The organism is Bartonella sp. AP30XZML (assembly GCF_042195945.1).
Lineage (GTDB): Bacteria > Pseudomonadota > Alphaproteobacteria > Rhizobiales > Rhizobiaceae > Bartonella.
Genome location: NZ_JBHIPJ010000019.1, coordinates 52,014 through 74,955 on the forward strand (window position 1 = coordinate 52,014; position 22,942 = coordinate 74,955).

18 protein-coding genes are annotated in these 22,942 nt (G+C 38.4%); 11 read left to right on the plus strand and 7 right to left on the minus strand.

Annotation, left to right across the window (positions count from 1 at the left end):
• Nucleotides 1–67 precede the first annotated feature (67 nt).
• Nucleotides 68–1,696: an MFS transporter gene (locus ACFIL2_RS00760; protein WP_375613307.1), complete on the minus strand. Its 1,629-nt coding sequence runs from the start codon at nt 1,694–1,696 to the stop codon at nt 68–70.
• 314 nt (nt 1,697–2,010) lie between these two features.
• On the opposite strand from ACFIL2_RS00760, the gene rpsO reads away from it, so the two are divergent.
• The 3 genes from rpsO to ACFIL2_RS00775 all read left to right on the plus strand — a co-directional run bounded on the left by rpsO (nt 2,011) and on the right by ACFIL2_RS00775 (nt 5,797).
• Entirely contained in the window at nt 2,011–2,280 is a 270-nt protein-coding gene (rpsO, locus tag ACFIL2_RS00765) for a 30S ribosomal protein S15 (RefSeq protein WP_005774142.1), read from the plus strand.
• A gap of 253 nt (nt 2,281–2,533) precedes the next feature.
• The gene (pnp, locus tag ACFIL2_RS00770; RefSeq protein ID WP_375640255.1) at nt 2,534–4,729 is read left to right on the plus strand and encodes a polyribonucleotide nucleotidyltransferase; all 2,196 of its coding nucleotides are present in this window, start codon (nt 2,534–2,536) and stop codon (nt 4,727–4,729) included.
• A 72-nt stretch (nt 4,730–4,801) separates the two neighbouring features.
• Nucleotides 4,802–5,797, plus strand: coding sequence for a class I SAM-dependent methyltransferase (locus ACFIL2_RS00775; protein WP_375633968.1), 996 nt, complete (start codon nt 4,802–4,804; stop codon nt 5,795–5,797).
• A gap of 18 nt (nt 5,798–5,815) precedes the next feature.
• On the opposite strand, the gene hslU is transcribed toward ACFIL2_RS00775, so the two are convergent.
• Both hslU and hslV read right to left on the minus strand, forming a co-directional pair.
• Nucleotides 5,816–7,126 carry an ATP-dependent protease ATPase subunit HslU gene (hslU, locus tag ACFIL2_RS00780; RefSeq protein WP_375640256.1) on the minus strand — a complete coding sequence of 437 codons (1,311 nt, stop codon included), beginning with the start codon at nt 7,124–7,126 and terminating at the stop codon, nt 5,816–5,818.
• Nucleotides 7,127–7,708 carry an ATP-dependent protease subunit HslV gene (hslV, locus tag ACFIL2_RS00785; RefSeq protein ID WP_375633964.1) on the minus strand — a complete coding sequence of 194 codons (582 nt, stop codon included), beginning with the start codon at nt 7,706–7,708 and terminating at the stop codon, nt 7,127–7,129. It lies immediately after the preceding gene.
• A gap of 220 nt (nt 7,709–7,928) precedes the next feature.
• On the opposite strand from hslV, the gene ACFIL2_RS00790 reads away from it, so the two are divergent.
• The 4 genes from ACFIL2_RS00790 to ACFIL2_RS00805 all read left to right on the plus strand — a co-directional run bounded on the left by ACFIL2_RS00790 (nt 7,929) and on the right by ACFIL2_RS00805 (nt 12,442).
• Nucleotides 7,929–8,918: an asparaginase gene (locus tag ACFIL2_RS00790; RefSeq protein ID WP_375633962.1), complete on the plus strand. Its 990-nt coding sequence runs from the start codon at nt 7,929–7,931 to the stop codon at nt 8,916–8,918.
• A 122-nt stretch (nt 8,919–9,040) separates the two neighbouring features.
• Nucleotides 9,041–10,039 carry a type I pantothenate kinase gene (gene coaA / locus ACFIL2_RS00795; RefSeq protein ID WP_375633960.1) on the plus strand — a complete coding sequence of 333 codons (999 nt, stop codon included), beginning with the start codon at nt 9,041–9,043 and terminating at the stop codon, nt 10,037–10,039.
• Nucleotides 10,040–10,052: 13 nt separating this feature from the next.
• On the plus strand, nt 10,053–11,426 hold the full coding sequence (locus ACFIL2_RS00800) for a M17 family metallopeptidase (RefSeq protein WP_375680671.1): 1,374 nt from the start codon (nt 10,053–10,055) through the stop codon (nt 11,424–11,426).
• A gap of 152 nt (nt 11,427–11,578) precedes the next feature.
• The gene (locus tag ACFIL2_RS00805) at nt 11,579–12,442 is read left to right on the plus strand and encodes an NlpC/P60 family protein (protein WP_375634025.1); all 864 of its coding nucleotides are present in this window, start codon (nt 11,579–11,581) and stop codon (nt 12,440–12,442) included.
• 920 nt (nt 12,443–13,362) lie between these two features.
• Here ACFIL2_RS00805 and mutT read toward each other — a convergent pair.
• The 3 genes from mutT to ACFIL2_RS00820 all read right to left on the minus strand — a co-directional run bounded on the left by mutT (nt 13,363) and on the right by ACFIL2_RS00820 (nt 16,219).
• Nucleotides 13,363–13,776, minus strand: coding sequence for an 8-oxo-dGTP diphosphatase MutT (mutT, locus tag ACFIL2_RS00810; protein WP_375633956.1), 414 nt, complete (start codon nt 13,774–13,776; stop codon nt 13,363–13,365).
• A gap of 125 nt (nt 13,777–13,901) precedes the next feature.
• Nucleotides 13,902–15,134 (minus strand): bifunctional glutamate N-acetyltransferase/amino-acid acetyltransferase ArgJ, encoded by a 1,233-nt coding sequence (gene argJ / locus ACFIL2_RS00815; protein ID WP_375633954.1) that lies wholly within the window; start codon nt 15,132–15,134, stop codon nt 13,902–13,904.
• A gap of 131 nt (nt 15,135–15,265) precedes the next feature.
• Nucleotides 15,266–16,219, minus strand: a complete 954-nt coding sequence (locus ACFIL2_RS00820) for a peptidylprolyl isomerase (protein ID WP_375680672.1) — start codon at nt 16,217–16,219, stop codon at nt 15,266–15,268.
• Between the two features lie 434 nt (nt 16,220–16,653).
• Here ACFIL2_RS00820 and secA point away from each other — a divergent pair, with 434 nt between their 5' ends.
• From secA to prmC, 4 genes are all read left to right on the plus strand, one after another.
• Nucleotides 16,654–19,371 (plus strand): preprotein translocase subunit SecA, encoded by a 2,718-nt coding sequence (gene secA / locus ACFIL2_RS00825; protein WP_375680673.1) that lies wholly within the window; start codon nt 16,654–16,656, stop codon nt 19,369–19,371.
• Nucleotides 19,310–19,801 (plus strand): Fur family transcriptional regulator, encoded by a 492-nt coding sequence (locus tag ACFIL2_RS00830; protein WP_375618055.1) that lies wholly within the window; start codon nt 19,310–19,312, stop codon nt 19,799–19,801. The genes secA and ACFIL2_RS00830 overlap by 62 nt, the downstream gene beginning before the upstream one ends.
• A gap of 221 nt (nt 19,802–20,022) precedes the next feature.
• The gene (gene prfA, locus ACFIL2_RS00835; protein WP_375680674.1) at nt 20,023–21,099 is read left to right on the plus strand and encodes a peptide chain release factor 1; all 1,077 of its coding nucleotides are present in this window, start codon (nt 20,023–20,025) and stop codon (nt 21,097–21,099) included.
• Nucleotides 21,096–21,962, plus strand: coding sequence for a peptide chain release factor N(5)-glutamine methyltransferase (gene prmC, locus ACFIL2_RS00840; RefSeq protein ID WP_375640260.1), 867 nt, complete (start codon nt 21,096–21,098; stop codon nt 21,960–21,962). The genes prfA and prmC overlap by 4 nt, the downstream gene beginning before the upstream one ends.
• Here the strand turns inward: prmC and nrdF are convergent.
• Entirely contained in the window at nt 21,959–22,933 is a 975-nt protein-coding gene (nrdF, locus tag ACFIL2_RS00845) for a class 1b ribonucleoside-diphosphate reductase subunit beta (RefSeq protein WP_273722534.1), read from the minus strand. The genes prmC and nrdF overlap by 4 nt on opposite strands.
• Nucleotides 22,934–22,942: the final 9 nt, after the last annotated feature.

A 22,942-nucleotide genomic window follows, 5' to 3' on the forward strand; every position in this document is an offset into this window, starting at 1 on the left:
TGATTATGCTAACAAATTGATCGAAATAATATTAATATATTTAATATTTACAAAAACTGTTTTAATCCTAAGGGAGATGATCAGAGGAAACTTTTAAAAGCATCTCATTGGCTTGAGGTATTGTTTGGCGTTCAATCATGCGGTGCACTCTTATACCGTTAGGAGCACAATTTAAATGACGCAGACGCTTATTGACTTCTGCATCTGCTTTTGTACGACGATGATTATGGCGTAAATAATCTACCCATGTTGGCATATGATAAGCCTCTGTCCAATATTCAGGTCTTTCAAGATCTCGTAAAAGGACCCACTGACGCGCACCATCACGTAATCGAATATGGCGTCGACGCGTCATCACTTTGAGAAACTCTTCAAGATCATTTTCATGAATTTTATAATCGATCATTATCATGATCGGTCCACTTCTTGCTTTGAGGTCAAGTAATAATTCCGGCTCTCTAAAATGATCAAGAGGATTTAAATCTATCTGAGGAATTTCTTGAATTCTAAATTTTACCCCCGCAAGAGCACCAAAAATCAAGAATAGAGAACAAACGCTCAAAGCAATTGTTGGAGAATAACCATCAGCCAAAACTCCCCAGATTGCACTTCCAATAGCCATCCCCCCATAAGATGCCGTTTGATAAAGTGCTAAAGAACGTGCAACAACCCAGCGTGGTGTAGAGAGTTGTACAGATGTATTAAACAATGATAATGCCAAAACCCAACATAACCCTGCAGGAAATAAAGCAATATGGCTTATAATCAGTGAACGGCTTATTCCCAATAAAAAGCAAGAAAAGGCAAAACCAATAAATGCACTTGCAATAATTGTTTCTGAACGAAAATGATGCCGTACAACTGCATTAATAATACCTGCTGTCATGGCTCCTAACCCAAAACAACCGAGCAATGTACCATAAAGAAGGGCACTTCCTCCAAGAACTTTATGCGCAACAATTGGCAAAAGTGCTAAAATAGAAATTGCTCCTATACCAAAAAGGAACGCTCGAACCATAATACTCAGGAGATTAGGTGACATCGCAACATAACGCAAACCATCTGAGACAGCTCCTAACAGCCTTTCTCGTGGTAATGAGTTGTTTTCATAATTCGACTTCCAGAAAAACAACGCACCAATAAGAGGAATATAGCTTATAGCATTAAACAAAAAAGCAGCAGATGCCCCCAAAGTTGCAATGATGGCACCACCAATAGCAGGACCAACACTCCGCATCAAATTAAAGCCTACACTATTCAAACTAACAGCAGCAGGAATATTTTCCCTGCTCACAATATCTCCTATCGTTGCTTGCCAAGAAGGATTATAAAAAGCTGTGCCACATCCAATCAAAAACGTAAAACATAACAAAAGCCAAGGTGTTAGAAATCCCATATAGGCTAAAACAGATAAACTCATGGATATGACCATCATCATAATCTGCGCACACAACATAATTTGACGCCGATTAAAATTATCCGCTAATGCCCCTGCCATCAAAGAAAACATAACAAGTGGTAATGTTGTGGCACTTTGAACAAGCCCAACCATGGAATGCGAAGAACTAATCAACGCCATTAACCACCCTGCTCCAACAGCCTGTATCAGCCCCCCTAAATTAGAAATAAGAGTAGATGACCATAGATTTCGAAATACCGAATTACGAAAAAGTTTTAATGTTGAAATGCTCTGCATCTTTTTCCTCCAAATCGGTATTTATCATCTTTGTTATCACACACACGCTCATAATCTTTGTATCAAAAGGATGCATAATTCTTTAAAAAACTTCTCATAAAACTCTATTTAAATCAATATTTCAAAACAAAAGCTTTTATTTAAAGAAAGACTTCAAAATGCTGTAAAGGACTAGTATTTTAACCTTCTTTCCTATATAAGGACGAAAATAGGTAAGAGTCTTTGACTCTTCTTGTTTCCTCACAGACCCTTGCTGAACGACATCTCGGCTATGGGTGACTTTATGTTTCTTCGTTTTTGGAAAGGATAATACGATGTCGATTACAGCTGAACGTAAACAAGCTCTTGTCGCAGAATACGCAAATAAAGTTGGTGATACAGGATCACCAGAAGTACAGATTGCTGTACTTTCTGAACGTATTTCTAATTTAACAAACCACTTTAAATCTCACAAAAAGGATAATCATTCTCGTCGTGGTCTTTTGAAGATGGTGTCTCAACGTCGGCGTCTTCTTGATTATCTTAAAGGAGTTGACCAAAATCGTTATCAGACACTTATCAAAAAGTTAGGTTTGCGTCGCTAAAAGAAAAATGGTGGTGGCGTTTAAAAAAAAACCACCCATTTTTTCAACGTGTTGCTTTTAATTAAAAAATTTAAAAACTGACAAGTTATTATGGGATAGGACTGCTCATCATTTCGCATTTAAGGCAGTTTACTTCTCTATTCTCGTAACAAAGATAAAAAGTATGTTGTCCACCCCAGAGCTTGGAAATATGCTACGCAAAACCAGAATGTGAGCAATCAAAGATTTAAACACTGGTCATTAAGGATAAAAAATGTTCAAAACGCACAAGATAGAAATTGAATGGGCTGGGCGTCCTCTCACCCTTGAAACAGGGAAAATAGCACGTCAAGCTGATGGTGCAGTGATTGCTACCTATGGAGAAACTATTGTCTTAGCAACCGTTGTATCAGCCAAAAGTCCAAAACCAGACCAGGACTTTTTTCCACTCACCGTTAATTATCAAGAAAAATCCTATGCTGTTGGTCGAATACCTGGGGGCTATTTAAAACGTGAAAGTCGACCAAGTGAAAATGAAACTTTGGTTTCACGTTTGATTGATCGCCCAATTCGTCCCCTTTTCGTTGAGGGATATAAAAATGATACGCAATTGATTGTTTCCGTTATACAGCATGATCTCGAAAATAATCCCGATATCCTTGCGATGATTGCATCTTCTGCCGCATTGACCCTGTCAGGTGTTCCTTTCATGGGGCCTATAGCCGGTGCCCGCGTTGGCTATTGTAATGGACAATATATTCTTAATCCTCATATTGATGAAATGCCTGAATCAAAACTTGATCTTGTTGTTGCTGGAACAGAAAGTGCTGTTTTGATGGTTGAATCAGAAGCACAAGAATTATCGGAAGATATCATGTTGGGAGCAGTGATGTTTGGTCACAAAGGCCTTCAACCTGTCCTTGATGCCATTATAAAGCTTGCTGAAGTTGCTGCAAAAGATCCTCGTGATTTTGTTCCTGAAAATCTTTCTGAACTTGAAAAAGCGGTGCAGAAAATAGCAGAACAGGATATACGAAAGGCTTACACAATTACTGATAAGCAAGAACGTTATGCTGCAATTGATGCACTAAAGACAGAAATCCTCAATAAATTTATGCCAGAAACAGAAAAAGACTGTCAATTTAGTGCAGATCAAATTGCAACCGTATTTAAACAGTTGCAAGCAAAAATTGTTCGCGGGAATATTCTTGATACCCAAAAGCGGATTGATGGACGCAATCTTTCTACCGTGCGCCCTATCCAATCAGAAGTAAGTATTTTACCCCGCACACATGGATCAGCACTCTTTACCCGCGGAGAAACACAAGCTATTGTCGTTGCAACACTAGGAACTGGTGAAGATGAACAATATGTTGATTCCTTAACGGGAATGTATAAGGAAACATTCCTTCTCCATTACAATTTTCCACCATTTTCAGTGGGTGAAACGGGACGCCTTGGTTCTCCTGGTCGTCGTGAAATTGGACATGGCAAATTGGCATGGCGAGCAATTCACCCCATGTTGCCAACGAAAGAATCTTTCCCTTATACTATTCGTGCTGTCTCAGAAATCACTGAATCCAATGGATCTTCTTCTATGGCAACGGTTTGTGGGACCTCACTTGCTCTCATGGATGCCGGCGTTCCTCTAGCACGCCCTGTTGCTGGTATTGCCATGGGCTTGATTAAAGAAGGAGAACGCTTTGCTGTTCTGTCTGATATTTTAGGGGATGAAGATCATCTTGGAGATATGGATTTCAAAGTCGCAGGAACAGAAAATGGTATTACTGCCTTGCAAATGGATATCAAAATTGATGGTATTACCGAAGAAATTATGAAAATCGCGCTTGAACAAGCCAAAGGTGGACGAATCCATATCCTCAATGAGATGGCGAAAGCTTTAACCAGTGCACGTGCTGAGCTGAGTGAATTTTCTCCACGAATCGAAGTTATGAATATTTCTGTCGATAAAATCCGTGATGTTATCGGCTCTGGTGGTAAAGTTATTCGGGAAATCGTGGAACAAACTGGAGCAAAAATTAATATTGAAGATGATGGTACCATTAAAATTGCTTCTGCTGATGCTAAAACCATTGAAGCAGCAAAACGCTGGATCCATTCTATTGTCGATGAGCCTGAAGTTGGTGCTGTCTACCAAGGAACAGTTGTAAAAACTGCAGAATTTGGTGCATTTATAAACTTCTTTGGTTCTCGTGATGGACTCGTTCATATCTCTCAGCTTGCATCAGAACGCGTCACCAAAACAACCGATATTGTGAAGGAAGGTGACAAAGTTTGGGTTAAATTAATGGGCTTTGATGAGCGTGGAAAAGTTCGGTTATCAATGAAGGTTGTTGATCAAAAAACCGGAAAGGAAATCACCGGTGATAAAGCGATGAATGAAGAAAAGTGCGTGGATGAAAAAAAACAACCTGAAAATAAGCGCCGCCGTAAGAAAAAAGAAGAGTAAGTTTTTCCTCTTATCGTATCATGAAATGCCATCCCAACATTGGAGTGGCATTTTTCTTTGAAAGAGTCATATGTGTTATTATTTTTGCCTTTTGAAAATCATGAACTCCCATATCCTGATCCAAACCAATGTTGGTTAAGTTTCGGTTTAACAGAAATCCCAGCTCCAGAATGGGCACAGAATTTAAAAGTTATTACGCCTTGGCGACCAGATTTTTTAAAATTTGTCGATACTCAATTTCACTGCTCTCCCCAAATAGATAAAACCTTCAGCTATGATGGTGCATTTTTACATTTGAGCAAATATCGTGGTTTTAACCAAAATTGTTTTCTTGATTTATTAGAATGCGTTAAACCCAATGGATGGATTGTAATCAGTGGGAATAAAACTGCTGGTGCTGCTTCAATGATGAAGTGGGTCAAAACAATTGTTCCCATCACCAACAAATTGTCTAAAAATCATGGTCTTGTATTTTGGTTGCAAGTTCCTCAACAAATTGAGAGACATAACATTGCACAATTGCGCTCACCACCGCTCACTTTTGGTAAATTTCAAACCACTTCTGGTATGTTCTCACACGGACGTATTGATCCGGGATCCGCTGCACTTGCTTCTTATATGCCCAAAGTTATTTCTGGAAAAATGGCTGATTTTGGTGCTGGATGGGGCTATCTTTCTCACGTTGCGCTTGAAAGAAGTGAAAAACTCACCGCTCTCGACCTTTATGAAGCAGACTACAACGCTTTGAGAGCAGCAAAACAGCACCTTAAATCCAGAACAGCTCCTTTTTCAATTCATTTTTATTGGCACGACCTTGTGCATGAACCTATCACAAATCTGTATGACACAATCATTTCAAACCCACCGTTTCACACGCAACAAACGACAGATATTTCATTAGGAAAAAATTTTATTATAAATGCTGCAAAGTGCCTAAAACCAGGCGGCAGTCTGCTTTTTGTTGCAAACCGCCACCTGCCTTATGAAACATTATTAAAAAATATTTTCCGCACAGTGTTGATACATGAACAAGCCCATGGTTTCAAAATTATCGAAGCGCGCAGATAAAGAAAACAAGCGATAACTCTAAAGAATAAAACGTGAAAGATCGATATCAGCAGCAAGTTCGCCAATAGATTTTCTCACATAAGCGGCATCAATTGTAAAGGATGTTCCAGCTTTATCAGGTGCCGTGAAAGAAATTTCATCCAAAACGCGCTCCATCACTGTTTGCAAACGACGTGCCCCTATATTTTCAATCCTTGCATTTAAATCTACAGCAATATCTGCTAAAGCATCAATTGCATCATCGGTAATTTCTAAATGAACCTCTTCTGTTGCCATAAGAGCAATATATTGTTTAATCAAACTAGCTTCTGGTTCCGTTAGAATGCGCCGTAAATCTTCTCTTGTTAAAGGGTTTAGCTCCACACGGATGGGCAAACGTCCTTGAAGTTCCGGTAATAAATCAGATGGCTTAGAAACATGAAATGCACCTGAGGCAATAAAAAGAATATGATCTGTTTTGATTTGCCCATATTTTGTAGCAATTGTTGTTCCTTCAACCAAAGGCAAAAGATCCCGTTGAACGCCCTCACGCGAAACCGCAACACTTGCTCCACCATCCCTAGTTGCAATTTTATCAATCTCGTCAATAAAAACAATCCCGTCATTTTCAGCAACACGAAGCGCTTCTTGAATAATTTGATCCTGATCAAGGAGTTTTTCAGATTCATCATCAATGAGCGGCTTAAAAGCATCCCTTACTGTCGTCTTATGAACTTTTGTACGACTGCCCATTTTACCCAAAATATCTGATAAATTCATAATACCCATTTGTGCCCCAGGCATACCAGGAATATCAAAGGTTGAAGCACTATTGCTATTATTATCGGCTACTTCAATTTCAATCTCTTTCTCATCCAATTCACCTCCACGCAATTTTTTGCGAAAACTATCACGGGTAGCGGGACTGGCTGTTTTACCAACAAGGGCATCTAAAACGCGCTCTTCAGCATTCACGTGAGCCTTTTCTTTTATTTCATCCCGTTTCTTTTCACGCACAAGAGAAATGGCAATTTCAACAAGATCTCGAATAATTTGCTCAACATCACGTCCCACATAACCAACTTCAGTAAATTTAGTCGCTTCTACTTTAACGAAGGGTGCTCCAGAAAGTTTTGCTAATCGACGTGCAATACCAGTTTTACCAACTCCTGTTGGCCCTATCATTAAAATATTTTTTGGCATAACTTCTTCACGCATCGGCGCATCAAGCTGTTGCCTACGCCACCGATTGCGCAGTGCAATAGCTACAGAGCGTTTGGCATCATTTTGGCCAATAATAAAACGATCAAGTTCAGAAACAGTTTCACGAGGGGAAAATACAACACACATTTAAATAGCTTTCTCTAAAGAAGATAATTCTGCATCCAATGTTTCAATCGTAAAATGATCATTGGTGTAAACACAAATTTTAGCGGCAATAGCCATAGCTTTACGAGCAATAGTTTCTGCATCCAAATCCAAATCCATGAGTGCACGCGCTGCTGAAAGAGCAAAATTTCCTCCAGAGCCAATTGCCATAACCCCATCTTCTGGTTCTAAGACATCACCAAGCCCTGTTAGAGCCAAAGTTACTTTCTTATCAGCCACGAGCATCATTGCTTCGAGACGACGCAAATAGCGATCTGTTCTCCAATCTTTTGCAAGTTCCACACAAGCACGCATAAGCTGATCAGGATATTGCTCAAGCTTTGTTTCCAATCTCTCCAGTAATGTAAAAGCATCTGCCGTAGCACCAGCAAAACCAGCAATAACCACTCCGTTCTTTCCAAGACGACGCACTTTACGTGCATTACCTTTCATAATTGTCTGTCCAAGAGAGACCTGACCATCCCCGGACATCACGACTTTTCCACCTTTTCGTACCGTAATAATTGTTGTACCATACATTATGTCTGGCTTATGTTCTGTCATAAGGAAACTCCTTAATATTAACTTTACTTTTTAATATTGATTTCTTTTCATACAATGTAAAACTCAATTACTATTGTCCTATTTAAGAACATATACAGCAAAACACAATGATTCAGCATAACTCAATTTGTTGAAAATGGAAAAATGATATCATTGTTGTCAATGTAAATTACTGCTAAATAGCTTTATATAAACAGTTTGTGCTTTTTAGAGGAAAATTATGAAAAAAATAGCCATAGGGACCTTAGGTGGAACAATTGCAATGACTGCTGATAGTTTTGGTCACATGCAACCGACTTTAACTTCAGATAACCTCATAAAAAGTGTTCCTGATTTAAATAACGTTGCTGATATTAATGCACAAACATTAATGCAAATACCAAGTGGATCTTTATCGTTTCAAATGCTTTTTGAAATAATTAAGTGGGCAAAACAACAAATAAACGCTGGTGCAGAAGGTATTGTTTTAACACAAGGGACTGATACTCTGGAAGAAACAGCTTTTTTTCTTTCTCTTTATTGGAAAGAAGCCGAACCACTCATCATAACCGGTGCTATGCGCATGCCTCATGAAGCAGGCGCCGATGGCCCCGCCAACATTTTAGCAGCCACTCGTGTCGCAGCAGCCACACAAAGTCGTAACAGGGGCGTTCTTGTTGTCATAAATGATACAATTCATTCACCTTATTGGCTCTATAAAAGTCATACCGTCAAAGTCGAAACATTTCAATCAGGTCTTGCAGGTATTTTAGGAACTATTTTAGAGGGAAAACTTATTTATTTCAATGATCGAAAATTTTTCCCAAAAACGTTTGATCTTCCCCAAAACCATGATCATCAAATTGCACTCCTCTATTCCTCTTTATCATCTGATGCACAATTAATGAAACTATGCCTTGAAAGTGGGTATTATGCTGGAGTTGTTATTGCTGGTTTTGGTGCAGGACACTGTAGTTTTCAAGAAGCAGACCTTGTACAACAATATGCACAAAAAATACCAATCATTATTGCTAGTCGTTGTTGTAATGGCTCAACAACTCGTATAACTTATGGCTATAAAGGCTCCGAAATCGATATGATTGCTTCTGGTGCTCTCATGTCTGGTTATTTATCAGCCGTAAAAGCGCGCCTACTTTTATGGGCTTTTTGGGCACAAGGGTACTCATTAGCACAAATCCGTGCAAACTGGAATGACTGGACTATAAGTTAATGAAAAATGATCTATTATCTTAAAAGAAGAGAGCATGCAAAACAAAATTTACTTGAAAATAAAGCCGCTCATCTGTCTGCTCTTAATCAATTGCTGCTGCAAAAAATTCTCGACCAATACAAATGATTGATACGACTATACAAAAAATTAATCAGAAAGATAATCTGGTCAAATCCGTTTCTGACCGATATTCACCCTATCGCGTTTTTACTGCACAAGAATGGTCAGAGTTTCGTGCAGACACACCTCTTACTTTGACTTTTGATGAAATTAAGCGTTTACGCTCTATTGATGATCCTATTGATCTTAAAGAAGTCCAACGCATTTATCTTTCTTTATCGCGTCTATTATCATGCCATGTTGAAGCAGTACAGGAACTTTTTCACAAACGTCAGCAGTTTCTCCATCAAGAAGAGAGTAGAAAAACGCCCTTTATTATTGGAATTGCTGGTTCTGTAGCTGTAGGAAAATCAACCACGGCTCGCATTCTTCAAGAACTGTTGAAAAGATGGACATCTAGCCTTAAAGTTGATCTGATAACGACGGATGGTTTTCTCTATCCTAACGCAATCTTACAGCAAAAAAATCGAATGAATCGCAAAGGATTTCCTGATTCCTATGACATTAAAAAGTTGCTGTGCTTTCTTTCGGCGATAAAAGCAGGTATCGGAAATGTCCGTGCCCCGCTTTACTCACATATGATCTATGATGTTCTAGAAAATCAGACTATTACCATTGATCGTCCTGATATTTTAATTGTTGAAGGTATTAATGTATTACAGGTCAGTGATCTTCCTAAAGATGGGAAAGTTATTCCTTTCGTATCAGATTTTTTTGATTTTTCAATCTATGTCGATGCCGAAACAGAAGTCATTCGTCACTGGTATTTAGAGCGCTTTAAACGTTTGCGTAAAACAGCTTTTCAAAATCCTGAATCCTATTTTCATCGTTATGCCCACCTCAATGAAAAAGAAGCTTCAAAAATCGCTGAGGATCTTTGGCAAACGATTAATTTAAAAAATTTACAGGAAAATATATTGCCAACACGACCACGGTCCAATCTCATTCTACGAAAGGGAAAAAATCATTTGGTCGAATATGTCGCACTTAGACGACTATAAGGATCTCATAACTATGCAGCACCACCACATTCATTTTACCTCAACGCGTATCGATAACAGTTGCCCTATCATCTTGGTAAACCAAAGAACTCTTGCCAACTTATCACTTGATGCGTCAACAACAGCATGGATAAAAGTTAATGACTTTACTGGTAAAGCAGGACAAATACTCTTTATTCCTCACGAAACGGGACATTTAAAAAAAGTTTTATTTGGAATTGGCAATGGTAACGATCCTTTTATCACAGGACTGCTTGCTCAAAAGCTTCCTGCTGGTCAATGGCATCTAAAAGGTACAACCTCTGATGAAATAAATACCTATCTTGGATTGGCATTTGGTAGCTATCAATTTAATCGCTATCGTCAAAATTCTTCTTTCAAATCATTATCTATCCATGTCAATGAGGCGATTGATCTTAATGAGCTCCAACGAATTTATGAAGCTGTCTTTTTCGTCCGTGATCTCATTAATATTCCAGCCAATGATATGAACCCTGATACTCTCGAAAAAGAAGCTCGAAAACTAGGAAAAACCTACGGTGCTCATATCAAAAGTATTTGTGGAGACGATCTCTTAATCCATAACTTTCCGATGATTCATGCTGTAGGACGAGCAGGCAGCACTGCACCACGACTGATTGAGTTACTCTGGGGGCAAGAACATCATCCTAAAATAACGTTGGTGGGCAAAGGCGTAACTTTTGATACTGGAGGTCTTGATATTAAATCAGCCAATAACATGTTGCTTATGAAAAAAGATATGGGGGGTGGAGCAAACGTTTTGGGATTGGCTAAACTTATCATGGATGCAAAATTGCCTTTCCGTTTACGCGTTTTGATTCCAGCTGTAGAAAATGCAATTTCTGGGAATGCTTACCGACCAGGTGATATTCTCAAAAGTCGTAAAGGTTTAAGTGTTGAAGTAGGTAATACAGATGCTGAAGGGCGAATTGTCCTTGCCGATGCACTCGCCTATGGTGATGAAGAAAGTCCACAATTCATGCTTTGTATGGCTACTTTAACAGGGGCAGCGCGTATAGCATTAGGACCAGATCTTCCCGCATTTTATTGTAATGATTCAATATGGGCACAACAAATTTCTGAATCTGCTCACGCTGTCTTTGATCCTCTTTGGCAAATGCCCCTTTGGAAACCTTATCAAGAGATGTTATCATCACCAATTGCTGATCTTAACAATGTAACTGGAAATAGCTTTGCTGGTTCTATAACGGCTGCTTTATTTCTTAATTCTTTTGTTGAAAAAGCTGAACATTTTGCGCATTTTGACCTTTATGGATGGGTTCCAAAAGAAAAACCAGGATACCCTATTGGTGGATCAGCACAAACTATTCGTGCCCTTTATAATATTTTTAAAAATGAATTTTGACACAAATATCCACAAAAATGGACAATTTTGCAGCTTAAAGAATAATTGGTCTTACACTGTGTTCTTAGTTTTGTTTGAGGATAAAAACCTTACCAATACAGTTTTCATGAGTTTGTTTAAAGGTAAGGAGTAACAAAATGGACAGCAAAAAGATGATCTCTAAAGACCCAAGACTTCATGCATTCAGAGATGATCTAGCAGATCAACGTCTTGAAACAGAAATTACAGCTCAGCGCTTTGTTCAAGGTGAAAAAAGACGTGTTAATACAGCGGTCGCTGAACTTTTTAAAGAAAATAGTAAAAAAAGTGAAAGACAAACAGAATGCTTATTGGGAGAAGAACTTCTCATTTTTGAACAAGGGGAAACATTGTCGTGGGGACAATCACTCAAAGATGGTTATGTCGGTTATATTGATACAAAAGTTCTTTGTACATCAACCATAAAACAAACCCATGTTGTTTCAGTACCACGCACATTTAAATATTTACACGCTGACTTACGTGGACCAATAGTATCCCCATTATCTATGGGAAGCAAAGTCAGTGTTGTTGATGAAATTGAAGTCCGTGACACAATGTATTCTATTCTTGAAAATAGAACAGCAATCATTACGAGCCATCTCAGCCCCATTGGACGCGTATATGAAGATTATGTCACAGTTGCAGAAACCTTTATCCGTACACCTTATCTTTGGGGTGGTGTCAGCGGTTTTGGAATTGATTGTTCGGGACTCATTCAGCTCTCTATGATGATGACTGATCAAATAGTTTTACGTGACACCGATATGCAGCAAAAAACTATAGGCAGTCCTCTTACAGATACTGATAAACTTCAACGAGGTGATTTAATTTTTTGGAAAGATCATGTTGCTATTATGGTCGATCACGCAAATATTATTCACGCAAATGGTTTTTCTATGGACGTTATGATTGAGCCATTGGAAAAAACAATTACGCGTATCGCTAAAAAAAATCAATATCCCATCGCAAAACGCCGTCCAATTCAAGAAACTTAATACATGCCTCCTATAAAAAGTTAATTGAATGTTTTTATTATACAATAGATTGATTTATAAGGATAACTATCCATCATTCGCTCTGCATCAAGCATTCTAAATATCGTAAAATTCTCTTATTTCAAATCTGTTTTTATGTTGAATCAATCAAAATCGCTTGCTTGTTCATCACAAGCGAAATTGATGTATAAGTAAAAATGATTACGAAAAGAAAAAATATCCCTTCTGAATGCTCTCAAATGCCAAGAGCTATCATAACTAACATTGGAACCAGCTTACTCCTTCATAAGCGTAAAGATAGTGGCGCTCAATAGATTTTATCTTATAAGGCTTTACCATTATACCATTCACGAGTGCCAGCACGAAATGGGCTTTGGAATATTGCGAGATGTCTCTTTTAAACAACCCCGTAAATATGCAACACAATGGCGTTCTATATTACGTAAGGGATATGCCCCTCTTAATCAAAAGCAACATTTTTTGAAATTTTTCCTATTATCGATATCTTATGAAATAAATACTCCTAATATCTCTCGATGCATCCAAGACAATCTCTCAATAATAATCGCGAAAAGTATAAATCCATTATCTACCACCATTTTTATGCTTATGAAGCGCGCAAAGGCATCATTATACACTTTTTGCCAATTCTCAATGTTGCGATAACCCTTGGCTATTGAAGAGTGTTCTTTCAGCACGTATTTTATTTATTTCTGTCTTAAATAATTTTATCCATATGACCCGCCCCACTTGGAACGTGCAAAAGAATGATTTTGATTAATTTAACATAAAACAGATTTGAAATGAAAAAATTTTTTATGACCCTGGACTTCCCCATTCAACATAAAAAAAATTATAAATTATTATTATAACTCAATATATTGATTTATATTTAAACAATATTTCCTTCTTATGACACATTAAAGAAGGTGATTTTTCAATACCTGAACCAATGGTTTATCAGCATCAGGCATAGGGTATTTATCAAGATCATTAATAAAAACCCATTCTAAATTTTGCCCTTCTCGTCCTTGCGCAACGCCCTCATAATGGTCACAAAGATACAATGGCATTAAGAGATGAAATGTTTTATAGCTATGACTTGCAAATGTTAAAGGGTGTAAATTATTTGGTTGAACATAAATACCAAGCTCTTCCTCTAGTTCACGAATCAATGATGCTTCCAGAGTTTCACCTTGCTCAACCTTGCCACCAGGAAACTCCCATAAACCAGCCAGCGATTTTCCTTCAGGACGCTGTGTAAGCAAAACACGATTATTCTGATCTAACAGTGCGCATGCAACAACAAGAAGAATGGAACTTTTCATACACATATCACTCCCCAATAGGGAACATAAAGATAACTGACTTTTCTATCATATCCCCTCTGCTCCTAAAAGAGCTCACATACCCCATTTGCTCTGAAAAATAATAAACTGTTAAATATAAAGTGCATCCATTAACTTCTGTAATCGCTATTGATCATAACGTACTCTTTTGTTAAATCGCAAGACCAAACCGTCGCCGTGCTCTTACCCAAACCGATATCAACACGAATCGTGATGTGCTTACCTTGCATATAAGTACCTATTGTTTCTTCACAATACTCAGGATCTCGTACGCCATTCACGGCCACACGATGCTCACCAAACCAAATCGTCAATAGATCACGATCGACTTCAACACCGGCCTTCCCAACTGCCATAACGACCCGCCCCCAATTCGCATCTTCACCGGCAATAGCCGTTTTTACGAGCGGTGAATTTGCAATTGATAAAGCAATAGTTTTAGCTGCATTATTTGTTGTAGCACCCACCACATTAACCTCAATTAAATGACGAGCACCTTCACCATCACAAACAACTTGTAGTGCAAGTTCATGCAGAAGTGCACTCAATTGTTTCACAAAAACCCCATAGCGCGGATCAGATTTACTTGTAAGACATGGAAAATGTTCTTTCCCTGTCGCAAACAACATAAGCGTATCTGAAGTTGAGGTATCGCTATCAACAGTAATTGAATTGAAAGAACCCTCAACTGCCTCTGATAACATGGATTGGAGTACATCCGAAGAAATGGTAGCATCACTAACCACAAATGACAGCATTGTCGCCATATCGGGTGCAATCATACCAGCACCTTTTGCAATTCCATTAATGGTAACACGCTCTCCCCCACAGTCAAAAGTGCGCGTCGCAAGTTTTGGAAATGTGTCCGTTGTCATTATGGCTTTTGCAGCTTCCAACCAATTTCCCTCTTCTGCTGTCTCTGTCATACTTGGTAAAAGATTGACAATACCCGATGCATCCATTGGCTCACCAATAACACCCGTAGAAGCTATAAAAATTTCATCTTCTCTAACCTTTAAAGCGTTCGCTGCTGCACAAATAATTGCATCGGTTGTGTGCTTTCCTTTGCTTCCTGTAAAAGCATTTGCATTTCCAGAATTCACAACAACACCCCTCGCAACCCCATGAGGAAGCGATGCACGACAATGCTCTACAGGGGCAGATGGACATTTTGAACGAGTAAAAACACCGGCCACACTCACTGGCTTATCAAATATGATGAAAAGAAGATCTGTACGATCTTTATATTTAATCCCAGCTTCAGCTGTTGCTATCCGTACACCAGATAATGGAGAAAGCTCCTGGATCTTTTGAGGCGACAAAGGAGAAATTTTCAAAACCACAATATGCTTTCTATAAAAACAAATGAAACGATTGCAGATCAATAACCTCTCATAGAAAACTGCTAGGCTTTTTGAACAAAACTAACCTAGCAAATTATCTATTAAAGAGGCTATCCACCTATTTTTCCTAGCTATTCCGTATCTTCTTCATCAGATGTTTCATCGGGAAGTAGCGTCCCATTTTGATGAAGCGATTCCATGATTTTTGTAACATTAGGATCAGGGTATTTCACATCTATCTTGCTACGTAAATCAACAATTAGTTCTTGATAGCGCTTTTTTATCAGCTGTGTCCGCAACATCTCTTTAACATCATCAAATGCAGGCGGTTGTTTTACACGACGATCTTCTAATTTAATAATATGCCAACCAAAAGGACTTTCAACGGGTTGTTTAGTGTATTCGCCAACTTTCAAACCAAATGCAGCATCTTCAAAAGGCTTGACCATTTGACCATGGCTAAAATAACCAAGATCACCCCCAACGGCAGCAGAACCATCTGTTGAACTTTTCTTTGCAATCTCTTCAAAATTTTTGCCTTTATTTAAATGCTTAATGATAGCTTCTGCTTCTTTTCTCGTTTTGACCAAAATATGACGCGCTTTAACCTCATCCTCTTTAGGTAAAGCAGCAACTTCTTGCTTATAAAGAGCTTCCAAATCAGTATCCGATATTTTGTCAACAATCGCCTGTTTAAAATAAAGCTGTTGAAGAACATTGTCACGCATGACTGCCATACGTTTATCGTAAGCTTCTGTCTTATCAAGACCTTTGCTTCTTGCTGCTTTTGCAAGTGCCTGCATATCTAAATAAGCTTTTAGAACCATCATACGACGTTGTTCATCAGGAAAACGTGCTAAATTAGGATTTATTTCAAGTGCTAAATCATCCAATTGGCCTGCTGTAATATTTTTCCCATCAATAACCGCCATAACATGAGAAGGAGAAACGGCTTTTTCAGAAGCTTTCTCCAAAGTCTTTAAATCATTCGACGATGAATTCAAACCTTCTTGGGCTCTCACCCCTAAACTTGTACTTGCCAATAAAGTTGATGCTAAAAAAAGCGCGATAAAGTTAAATTTCATAAATATACTCCTTAAAAATGAAGGCAGGTTCAAGATTCCAATTTTCTTTAACATAACACTTTAATCTTTAAACATAGAGAAATAAATTAGTAATTTATTTTAAAAAAGTATAAAATTATCCTTTTATCTCAGTTTCTCCAATCCTATCTAATGCAGATGAAAAGCATGATAATAGAGAAAAATGACATATTGTATCTTAAATTACTTTGTATTGTATCAGTTAAATAGCATACTTAAAGTTGACATAAAGCGCTTAGCCTCTTATCTCTACTTTACAATTAGAGTGAAAAATTGCACACCAGCAAGTATAATGGTACCATCTGCATTTCATGATGTCTCCAATGATATCAGACAACCTGAAGGAAATGTAGAGTATGGGGAGAGCATATGAATTACCCAACAAGAGTGACAACAATTAAAAGAAAGGGCCAGAGATGGTCAGTTTAGGTGTTTTTGCCCGTAAGTTTTTTGGTTCAGCTCATGAGCGACATCTCAAAGCACTCCGCCAAAAAGTTGCACAAATTAATGCTTTGGAAGAACAATTCGTAAAATTAAGTGATGAGCAGCTTTGCCAAAAAACAGATGCCTTTCGTAAACGTCTTAGTGAAGGTGAAAGTGTTGATTTGCTCTTACCAGAAGCTTTCGCGACTGTTCGTGAAGCCGCAAAACGTGTTTATGACATGCGTCCTTTTGACGTGCAACTTATTGGTGGAATGGTCCTTCACGACTGTGGCATAGCTGAAATGCGTACTGGTGAAGGTAAAACATTAATGGCAACTCTACCAATTTATCTCAATGCATTGGAAGGTAAAGGCGTTCATGTTGTGACAGTAAACGATTATCTCGCCAGTCGTGATGCTGAAACAATGGGGAAAATTTTTAGTTTTCTAGGGCTTACAACAGGCGTGATTCTTCATGATCTTGATAGTGATGCCCGCCGAGAGGCCTATGCATGCGACATCACCTATGCCACAAATAATGAACTAGGTTTTGATTATTTGCGTGATAATATGGCCTTCGATCATAGTCAAATGGTCCAACGTGGACATCATTACGCAATTGTTGATGAAGTTGATTCGATTCTTATTGATGAAGCCCGTACCCCCCTTATTATTTCTGGTCCTCTAGAAGATCGTACTGACTTCTATAACCTTATTGATACATTTATTCCTGCCTTAACTCCAGAAGACTATGAAATAGACGAAAAACAAAAAACAACGACCTTTACCGAAGTTGGTACTGAAAAAATTGAAAAAATGCTCGAACAAGCTGGGCATCTTAAAGGTGAGAGTCTTTATGACATAGAAAATGTCGCTATCGTTCATCATGTCAATAATGCTCTAAAAGCTCATAAACTGTTTGCTCGCGATAAAGATTATATTGTTCGCAATGATGAAATCGTTATTATTGACGAATTTACAGGGCGAATGATGCCTGGGCGGCGTTATTCTGAAGGACTTCATCAAGCGTTAGAAGCTAAAGAGCATGTTTCTATTCAACCAGAAAACCAGACACTTGCTTCCATCACTTTCCAAAATTACTTCCGTATGTATAGAAAATTATCTGGCATGACTGGAACTGCAACAACAGAAGCCGAAGAATTCAGAAATATTTATGGTCTTGACGTTGTCGAAGTCCCTACCAATTTGCCAATACAACGTATTGATGAAGATGATGAGATTTATCGAACAGCAGAAGAGAAATATCGGGCAATTGTGCGTGATATCCGTCAAGCACACGAAAAAGAACAACCTATTCTTGTTGGAACAACCTCTATTGAAAAATCAGAACAATTGGCAGAGCGTTTGCGAAAAGAAGGCATTACCGATTTTAGAGTCTTAAATGCTCGCTATCACGAACAAGAAGCATATATCATTGCGCAAGCAGGAGTTCCTAGAGCTCTCACCATTGCAACCAACATGGCAGGACGCGGTACGGATATACAGCTTGGTGGTAATGTTGAAATGCGCATCCGACAAGAGTTACAGGATATCCCCGAAGGTCCAGAGCGGACAGCTAAAATTGAAGAAATAAAAAAAGATGTTCAGAAGCTTAAAGAAAAAGCTTTAGCGGCTGGAGGGCTTTACGTTATCGCTACTGAACGTCATGAAAGCCGTCGTATTGATAACCAGCTTCGTGGACGTTCTGGTCGCCAAGGCGATCCTGGTCGCTCAAAATTCTTTCTCTCTCTTCAAGATGATCTTATGCGTATCTTTGGCTCTAACCGTATGGATGGTATGCTGCAAAAACTTGGATTGAAAGAAAATGAAGCTATTATCCATCCATGGATTAATAAAGCCCTTGAAAAAGCGCAAAAAAAGGTCGAAGCACGAAACTTTGAAATTCGTAAAAATCTGCTAAAATATGATGATGTCATGAATGATCAACGCAAGGTTATTTTTGAACAGCGTATGGAGGTCATGAACGCAGATGATTTATCAGAAATGATCCTTGAAATGCGCAATGAAGTCGTAGAGGATCTCGTAGAGGCTTATATTCCATCAGGGACATATTCTGAAAAATGGGATGCAAAAACTCTCGAAGAAGAGCTTCAACAACTCTTTAATCTTGAGCTTCCAGTGGAAGAATGGGCAAAAGAAGATGGAATTGCCGAGGAGCAAATTCTAGAGCGTGTATCAGATGCTGTTACAAAACTTGAAAATGAGCGTACTGAACGATATTCTCCAGAAGTTATGGCTTATTTTCACAAAGCAGTATTGCTCGAAACTATTGACACGTTATGGCGTGAACATCTGGTGAGTTTAGACCATTTGCGTTCTGTTGTTGGGTTTCGTGGTTATGCGCAGCGGGATCCGCTCAATGAATATAAGACAGAATCATTTGAACTCTTTCAAAGTATGTTGAAAAATTTGCGCCGAATTGTCACTTCTAAGCTTATGCGCTTTGAAATCATTCAACACCCCACAGAACCGACCATGCCTGAGCAAACTGATGCTGCTTCTTCTGTCTTTAATGATCAAAGTCAAGAAAATGCTCCCACCTTATGGGCACGATCACAAGAAAATAGATTTGTTAATCCACAAGATCGTGACCCTAACGATATAACCACATGGGGAAAAGTTGGACGTAATGAGCGTTGTCCTTGCGGTTCAGAAAAAAAATACAAACACTGTCATGGAGCCTTTGTTTGAAAAGCAAATTATGCAAATGAATAAAAAGCGAAATTATGAGCAAGAATTGCGTACAGCTGGTTTAAGAGTAACACGTCAACGACGAGTTATTCTTGATATTTTGACTGATACAAATGATCATCCCAATGCATTTGAAATTTTTCAGCGTGCAAACAAAATAGATTCGAATATTTCACTCTCAACTGTTTATCGAACCATGAAAATATTAGAAGGAAATGGAACAATTCATCGCCATAGCTTTAGTGGTGGTCCATCTCGTTTTGAGCAAGCAGATGGGCAACATCATGATCATCTCATTGATATAGAAACAGGACAAGTCATCGAGTTTCATTCTGATGTTATTGAAAAGCTACAAGAGGAAATTGCAAAATCTCTTGGCTATGATATTATTCATCACCGCCTTGAACTTTACGGAAAAAAAAACTCTTAAAAAGGTGATCATATATCATTAGATAAAAAACCTCAGGCAAATCAAATTTTATAAAAATTTACCTTTAAAATATAATAGTTTTCATTGGCAAAAAAAAGAATTGCTTTATTACCCCTCTTTGTATGATGCTATACGGTAATTCATTGCCAATATTATAACAAACAATCATTGCAACAAAATATTATAAAAATTGTATTATGAAAAATTAGGCCAATATTATCATGGTTTCCTTGCCACAAGATCGTATGAGACAGCTTGAAAAGCGCTTTGAAATAATTGAAAGCCAAATGACGACGAATCCAAATGCTGAAACATATGTCAAATTAGCTTCTGAATATGCAGAACTACAACCCGTTATTGCCTCTATACGCGCATTAAATGCTCTTTACGAAGAGATTACAGAATTAGAAACGATTATCAACGATAAACAAACAGATATAGAGATGCGTAATCTTGCTCAAGAAGAGCTACCATCGTTATATAAAAAAGTAGAGCAATTTGAAAAAGAACTCCAAATTCTGCTTTTGCCTAAAGATGTTGCTGATGAAAAAAACGCTATTGTTGAAATTCGAGCAGGAACGGGTGGCTCAGAAGCAGCACTCTTTTCCGGTGATCTTTTCCGCATGTATGAACGTTATGCCCATGCTCACCATTGGAAAGTAGAAGTTATTTCACTTAGTGAGGGGGAAGTTGGCGGATATAAAGAGATTATTGCTAGCATTTCAGGAAAAGGTGTCTTTTCTAAATTGAAATATGAATCAGGGGTTCATCGTGTGCAACGCATCCCTGAAACAGAGACAGGTGGACGTATCCATACATCTGCTGCTACCGTTGCTGTGCTTCCAGAAGCTGAAGATATTGATATCGATATTCGTCCTGAAGATATTCGTATCGACACAATGCGTGCATCTGGAGCAGGAGGACAGCATGTTAATACAACGGATTCAGCTGTTCGTATCACGCATATTCCAACAGGAATTATGGTCGTACAAGCAGAAAAATCACAACATCAAAACCGAGCACGAGCCCTTCAAATTTTACGGGCACGCTTATTCGATATCGAACGACAAAAAGCGGAAAGTGAACGTTCAGCTTCTCGTAAAAGCCAAGTTGGTTCTGGTGATCGCTCAGAACGTATTCGTACCTATAATTTTCCACAAGGACGTGTCACGGATCACCGTATTAATCTAACCTTGTATAAGCTTGATCGCATTCTAGAGGGAGATCTTGATGAGCTTCTTCATGCACTCATCTCAGATCATCAAACAACACTGCTGATGGAAATGGATAATAATTGAGCAAATATTCTTTCAAGAACGTTATCCAACAAATGCAAGAAAAATTGCGCACGAAAGGGATTGCTGAAGCCGATCTCGATGCGAAAATACTCGTTGAATGGATAACAGGAATAAATGCTGCTAAAAGAATTTCTAAACCAGATATGCATCTATCTTCTGAGCATATTATACAAATAGAACAGGCTTTACAACGGCGTATTGCAGGCGAACCCGTTTACCGTATTATAGGAGCACGAGAATTTTATGGTATATCTTTTACATTGTCTCAAGAGACGTTAGAACCTCGTCCTGATACAGAAACGCTGATAGATCTTGTTCTCCCTTTTCTCCAAAAACAGGTCGAAAATTCGAGAAGAACAACATTCCTTGATATGGGAACAGGAAGTGGCGCCATTGCTATTGCACTCCTTAAACAAATTCCCCAATCCTATGCGGTGGCAGTCGATATTTCTGAAGATGCCCTTAAAACAGCGAAAAAAAATGCAAAAAATGCTGAAGTAGCACACCGCTTCACACCTCTTCTTAGCGACTGGTTTGATTCTGTCACAGATCGCTTTGATTTTATTGTTTCCAATCCACCTTATATTCCCGCAAAAGATATCAAAAAACTTGCAAAAGAAGTGCGCTTACATGACCCATTGCGCGCTCTGATAGGAGGGGAAGATGGACTTGATTTTTATCGAAAACTCGCCCATGAAGCAGCCAATTACTTAAAAGAAAACGGCTATGTCGCTGTTGAAATTGGTTTCTCTCAAGAAAATGAAGCCTGCAATTTGTTTGAAAAAAATGGTTTTCAATGTTTAGAAGTGCGCAAAGATCTAAGTGGAATACCCCGCGCACTTCTATTTGCATGCAAACATTAAAATTCCCAATCATCATCCGTAGTAGCAACCGCCTTGCCAATGACATAAGAAGAACCTGCCCCTGAAAAAAAGTCATGATTTTCGTCAGAGTTTGGTGATAAAGCTGCCAAAATAGCGGGATTAACACGACAAACCTCAGGGGGGAAAAGAGCTTCAAAACCTAAATTCATTAAAGCCTTGTTAGCATTATAATGAAGAAAAATTTTAACATCTTCTGTCAATCCAAGTGCATCATAAAGATCTTCAGTATATTTGCACTCGATATTATAAAGGTCAAAGAGCAGGTTAAAAGCAAAATCTTTAATTTCTTGTCTTTTGGCTTCATCAAGCTTTGCAAAGCCCAATTGGAATTTATAACCTATATAATAACCATGGACTGCTTCATCACGAATGATTAATCGAATGAGATCTGCTGTATTGGTCAACTTAGCGCGACTGGCCCAATACATGGGCAAATAAAAACCAGAATAAAATAAAAAGCTTTCCAGCAAAGTCGAAGCAATTTTTTTCTTAAGTGGATCATTTGCTTCATAACGCTCAAGTACTAATCTAGCCTTTTTCTGCAAATGAATATTTTCTTCTGACCATCTAAACGCATCATCAACTTCTACCGTCGAACAAAGGGTTGAAAAAATAGAGGAATAAGAACGTGCATGAACAGCTTCCATAAAGGCAATATTCGTCAAAACTGCCTCCTCATGCTCTGTTATCGCATCAGCCAGAAGCGAAATGGCTCCTACAGTGTTTTGAATTGTATCGAGAAGCGTTAGTCCTGTAAAAACACGAATCGTTAGCTTGCGTTCTTCATCCGTTAAGCTTGACCATGAGGGAATGTCATTGGAAAGTGGAACCTTCTCAGGTAACCAAAAATTCCCAGTTAAGCGGTTCCATACTTCAAGATCTTTCTCATCATGTAATCTATTCCAATTAACAGCGCACACAACAGGATTTTTGGTTGTAATCTTTGTCATATGATGATC

Coding starts and splice junctions, on each gene's coding strand:
- prfA (WP_375680674.1), top strand. CDS start 20,023: ATGGTTTCCTTGCCACAAGATCGTATGAGACAGCTTGAAAAGCGCTTT.
- ACFIL2_RS00790 (WP_375633962.1), top strand. CDS start 7,929: ATGAAAAAAATAGCCATAGGGACCTTAGGTGGAACAATTGCAATGACT.
- ACFIL2_RS00830 (WP_375618055.1), top strand. CDS start 19,310: ATGAGCGTTGTCCTTGCGGTTCAGAAAAAAAATACAAACACTGTCATG.
- secA (WP_375680673.1), top strand. CDS start 16,654: ATGGTCAGTTTAGGTGTTTTTGCCCGTAAGTTTTTTGGTTCAGCTCAT.
- mutT (WP_375633956.1), bottom strand. CDS start 13,776: ATGTGTATGAAAAGTTCCATTCTTCTTGTTGTTGCATGCGCACTGTTA.
- hslV (WP_375633964.1), bottom strand. CDS start 7,708: ATGACAGAACATAAGCCAGACATAATGTATGGTACAACAATTATTACG.
- ACFIL2_RS00820 (WP_375680672.1), bottom strand. CDS start 16,219: ATGAAATTTAACTTTATCGCGCTTTTTTTAGCATCAACTTTATTGGCA.
- rpsO (WP_005774142.1), top strand. CDS start 2,011: ATGTCGATTACAGCTGAACGTAAACAAGCTCTTGTCGCAGAATACGCA.
- pnp (WP_375640255.1), top strand. CDS start 2,534: ATGTTCAAAACGCACAAGATAGAAATTGAATGGGCTGGGCGTCCTCTC.
- nrdF (WP_273722534.1), bottom strand. CDS start 22,933: ATGACAAAGATTACAACCAAAAATCCTGTTGTGTGCGCTGTTAATTGG.
- coaA (WP_375633960.1), top strand. CDS start 9,041: ATGATTGATACGACTATACAAAAAATTAATCAGAAAGATAATCTGGTC.
- ACFIL2_RS00805 (WP_375634025.1), top strand. CDS start 11,579: ATGATCTCTAAAGACCCAAGACTTCATGCATTCAGAGATGATCTAGCA.
- ACFIL2_RS00800 (WP_375680671.1), top strand. CDS start 10,053: ATGCAGCACCACCACATTCATTTTACCTCAACGCGTATCGATAACAGT.
- ACFIL2_RS00760 (WP_375613307.1), bottom strand. CDS start 1,696: ATGCAGAGCATTTCAACATTAAAACTTTTTCGTAATTCGGTATTTCGA.
- hslU (WP_375640256.1), bottom strand. CDS start 7,126: ATGTGTGTTGTATTTTCCCCTCGTGAAACTGTTTCTGAACTTGATCGT.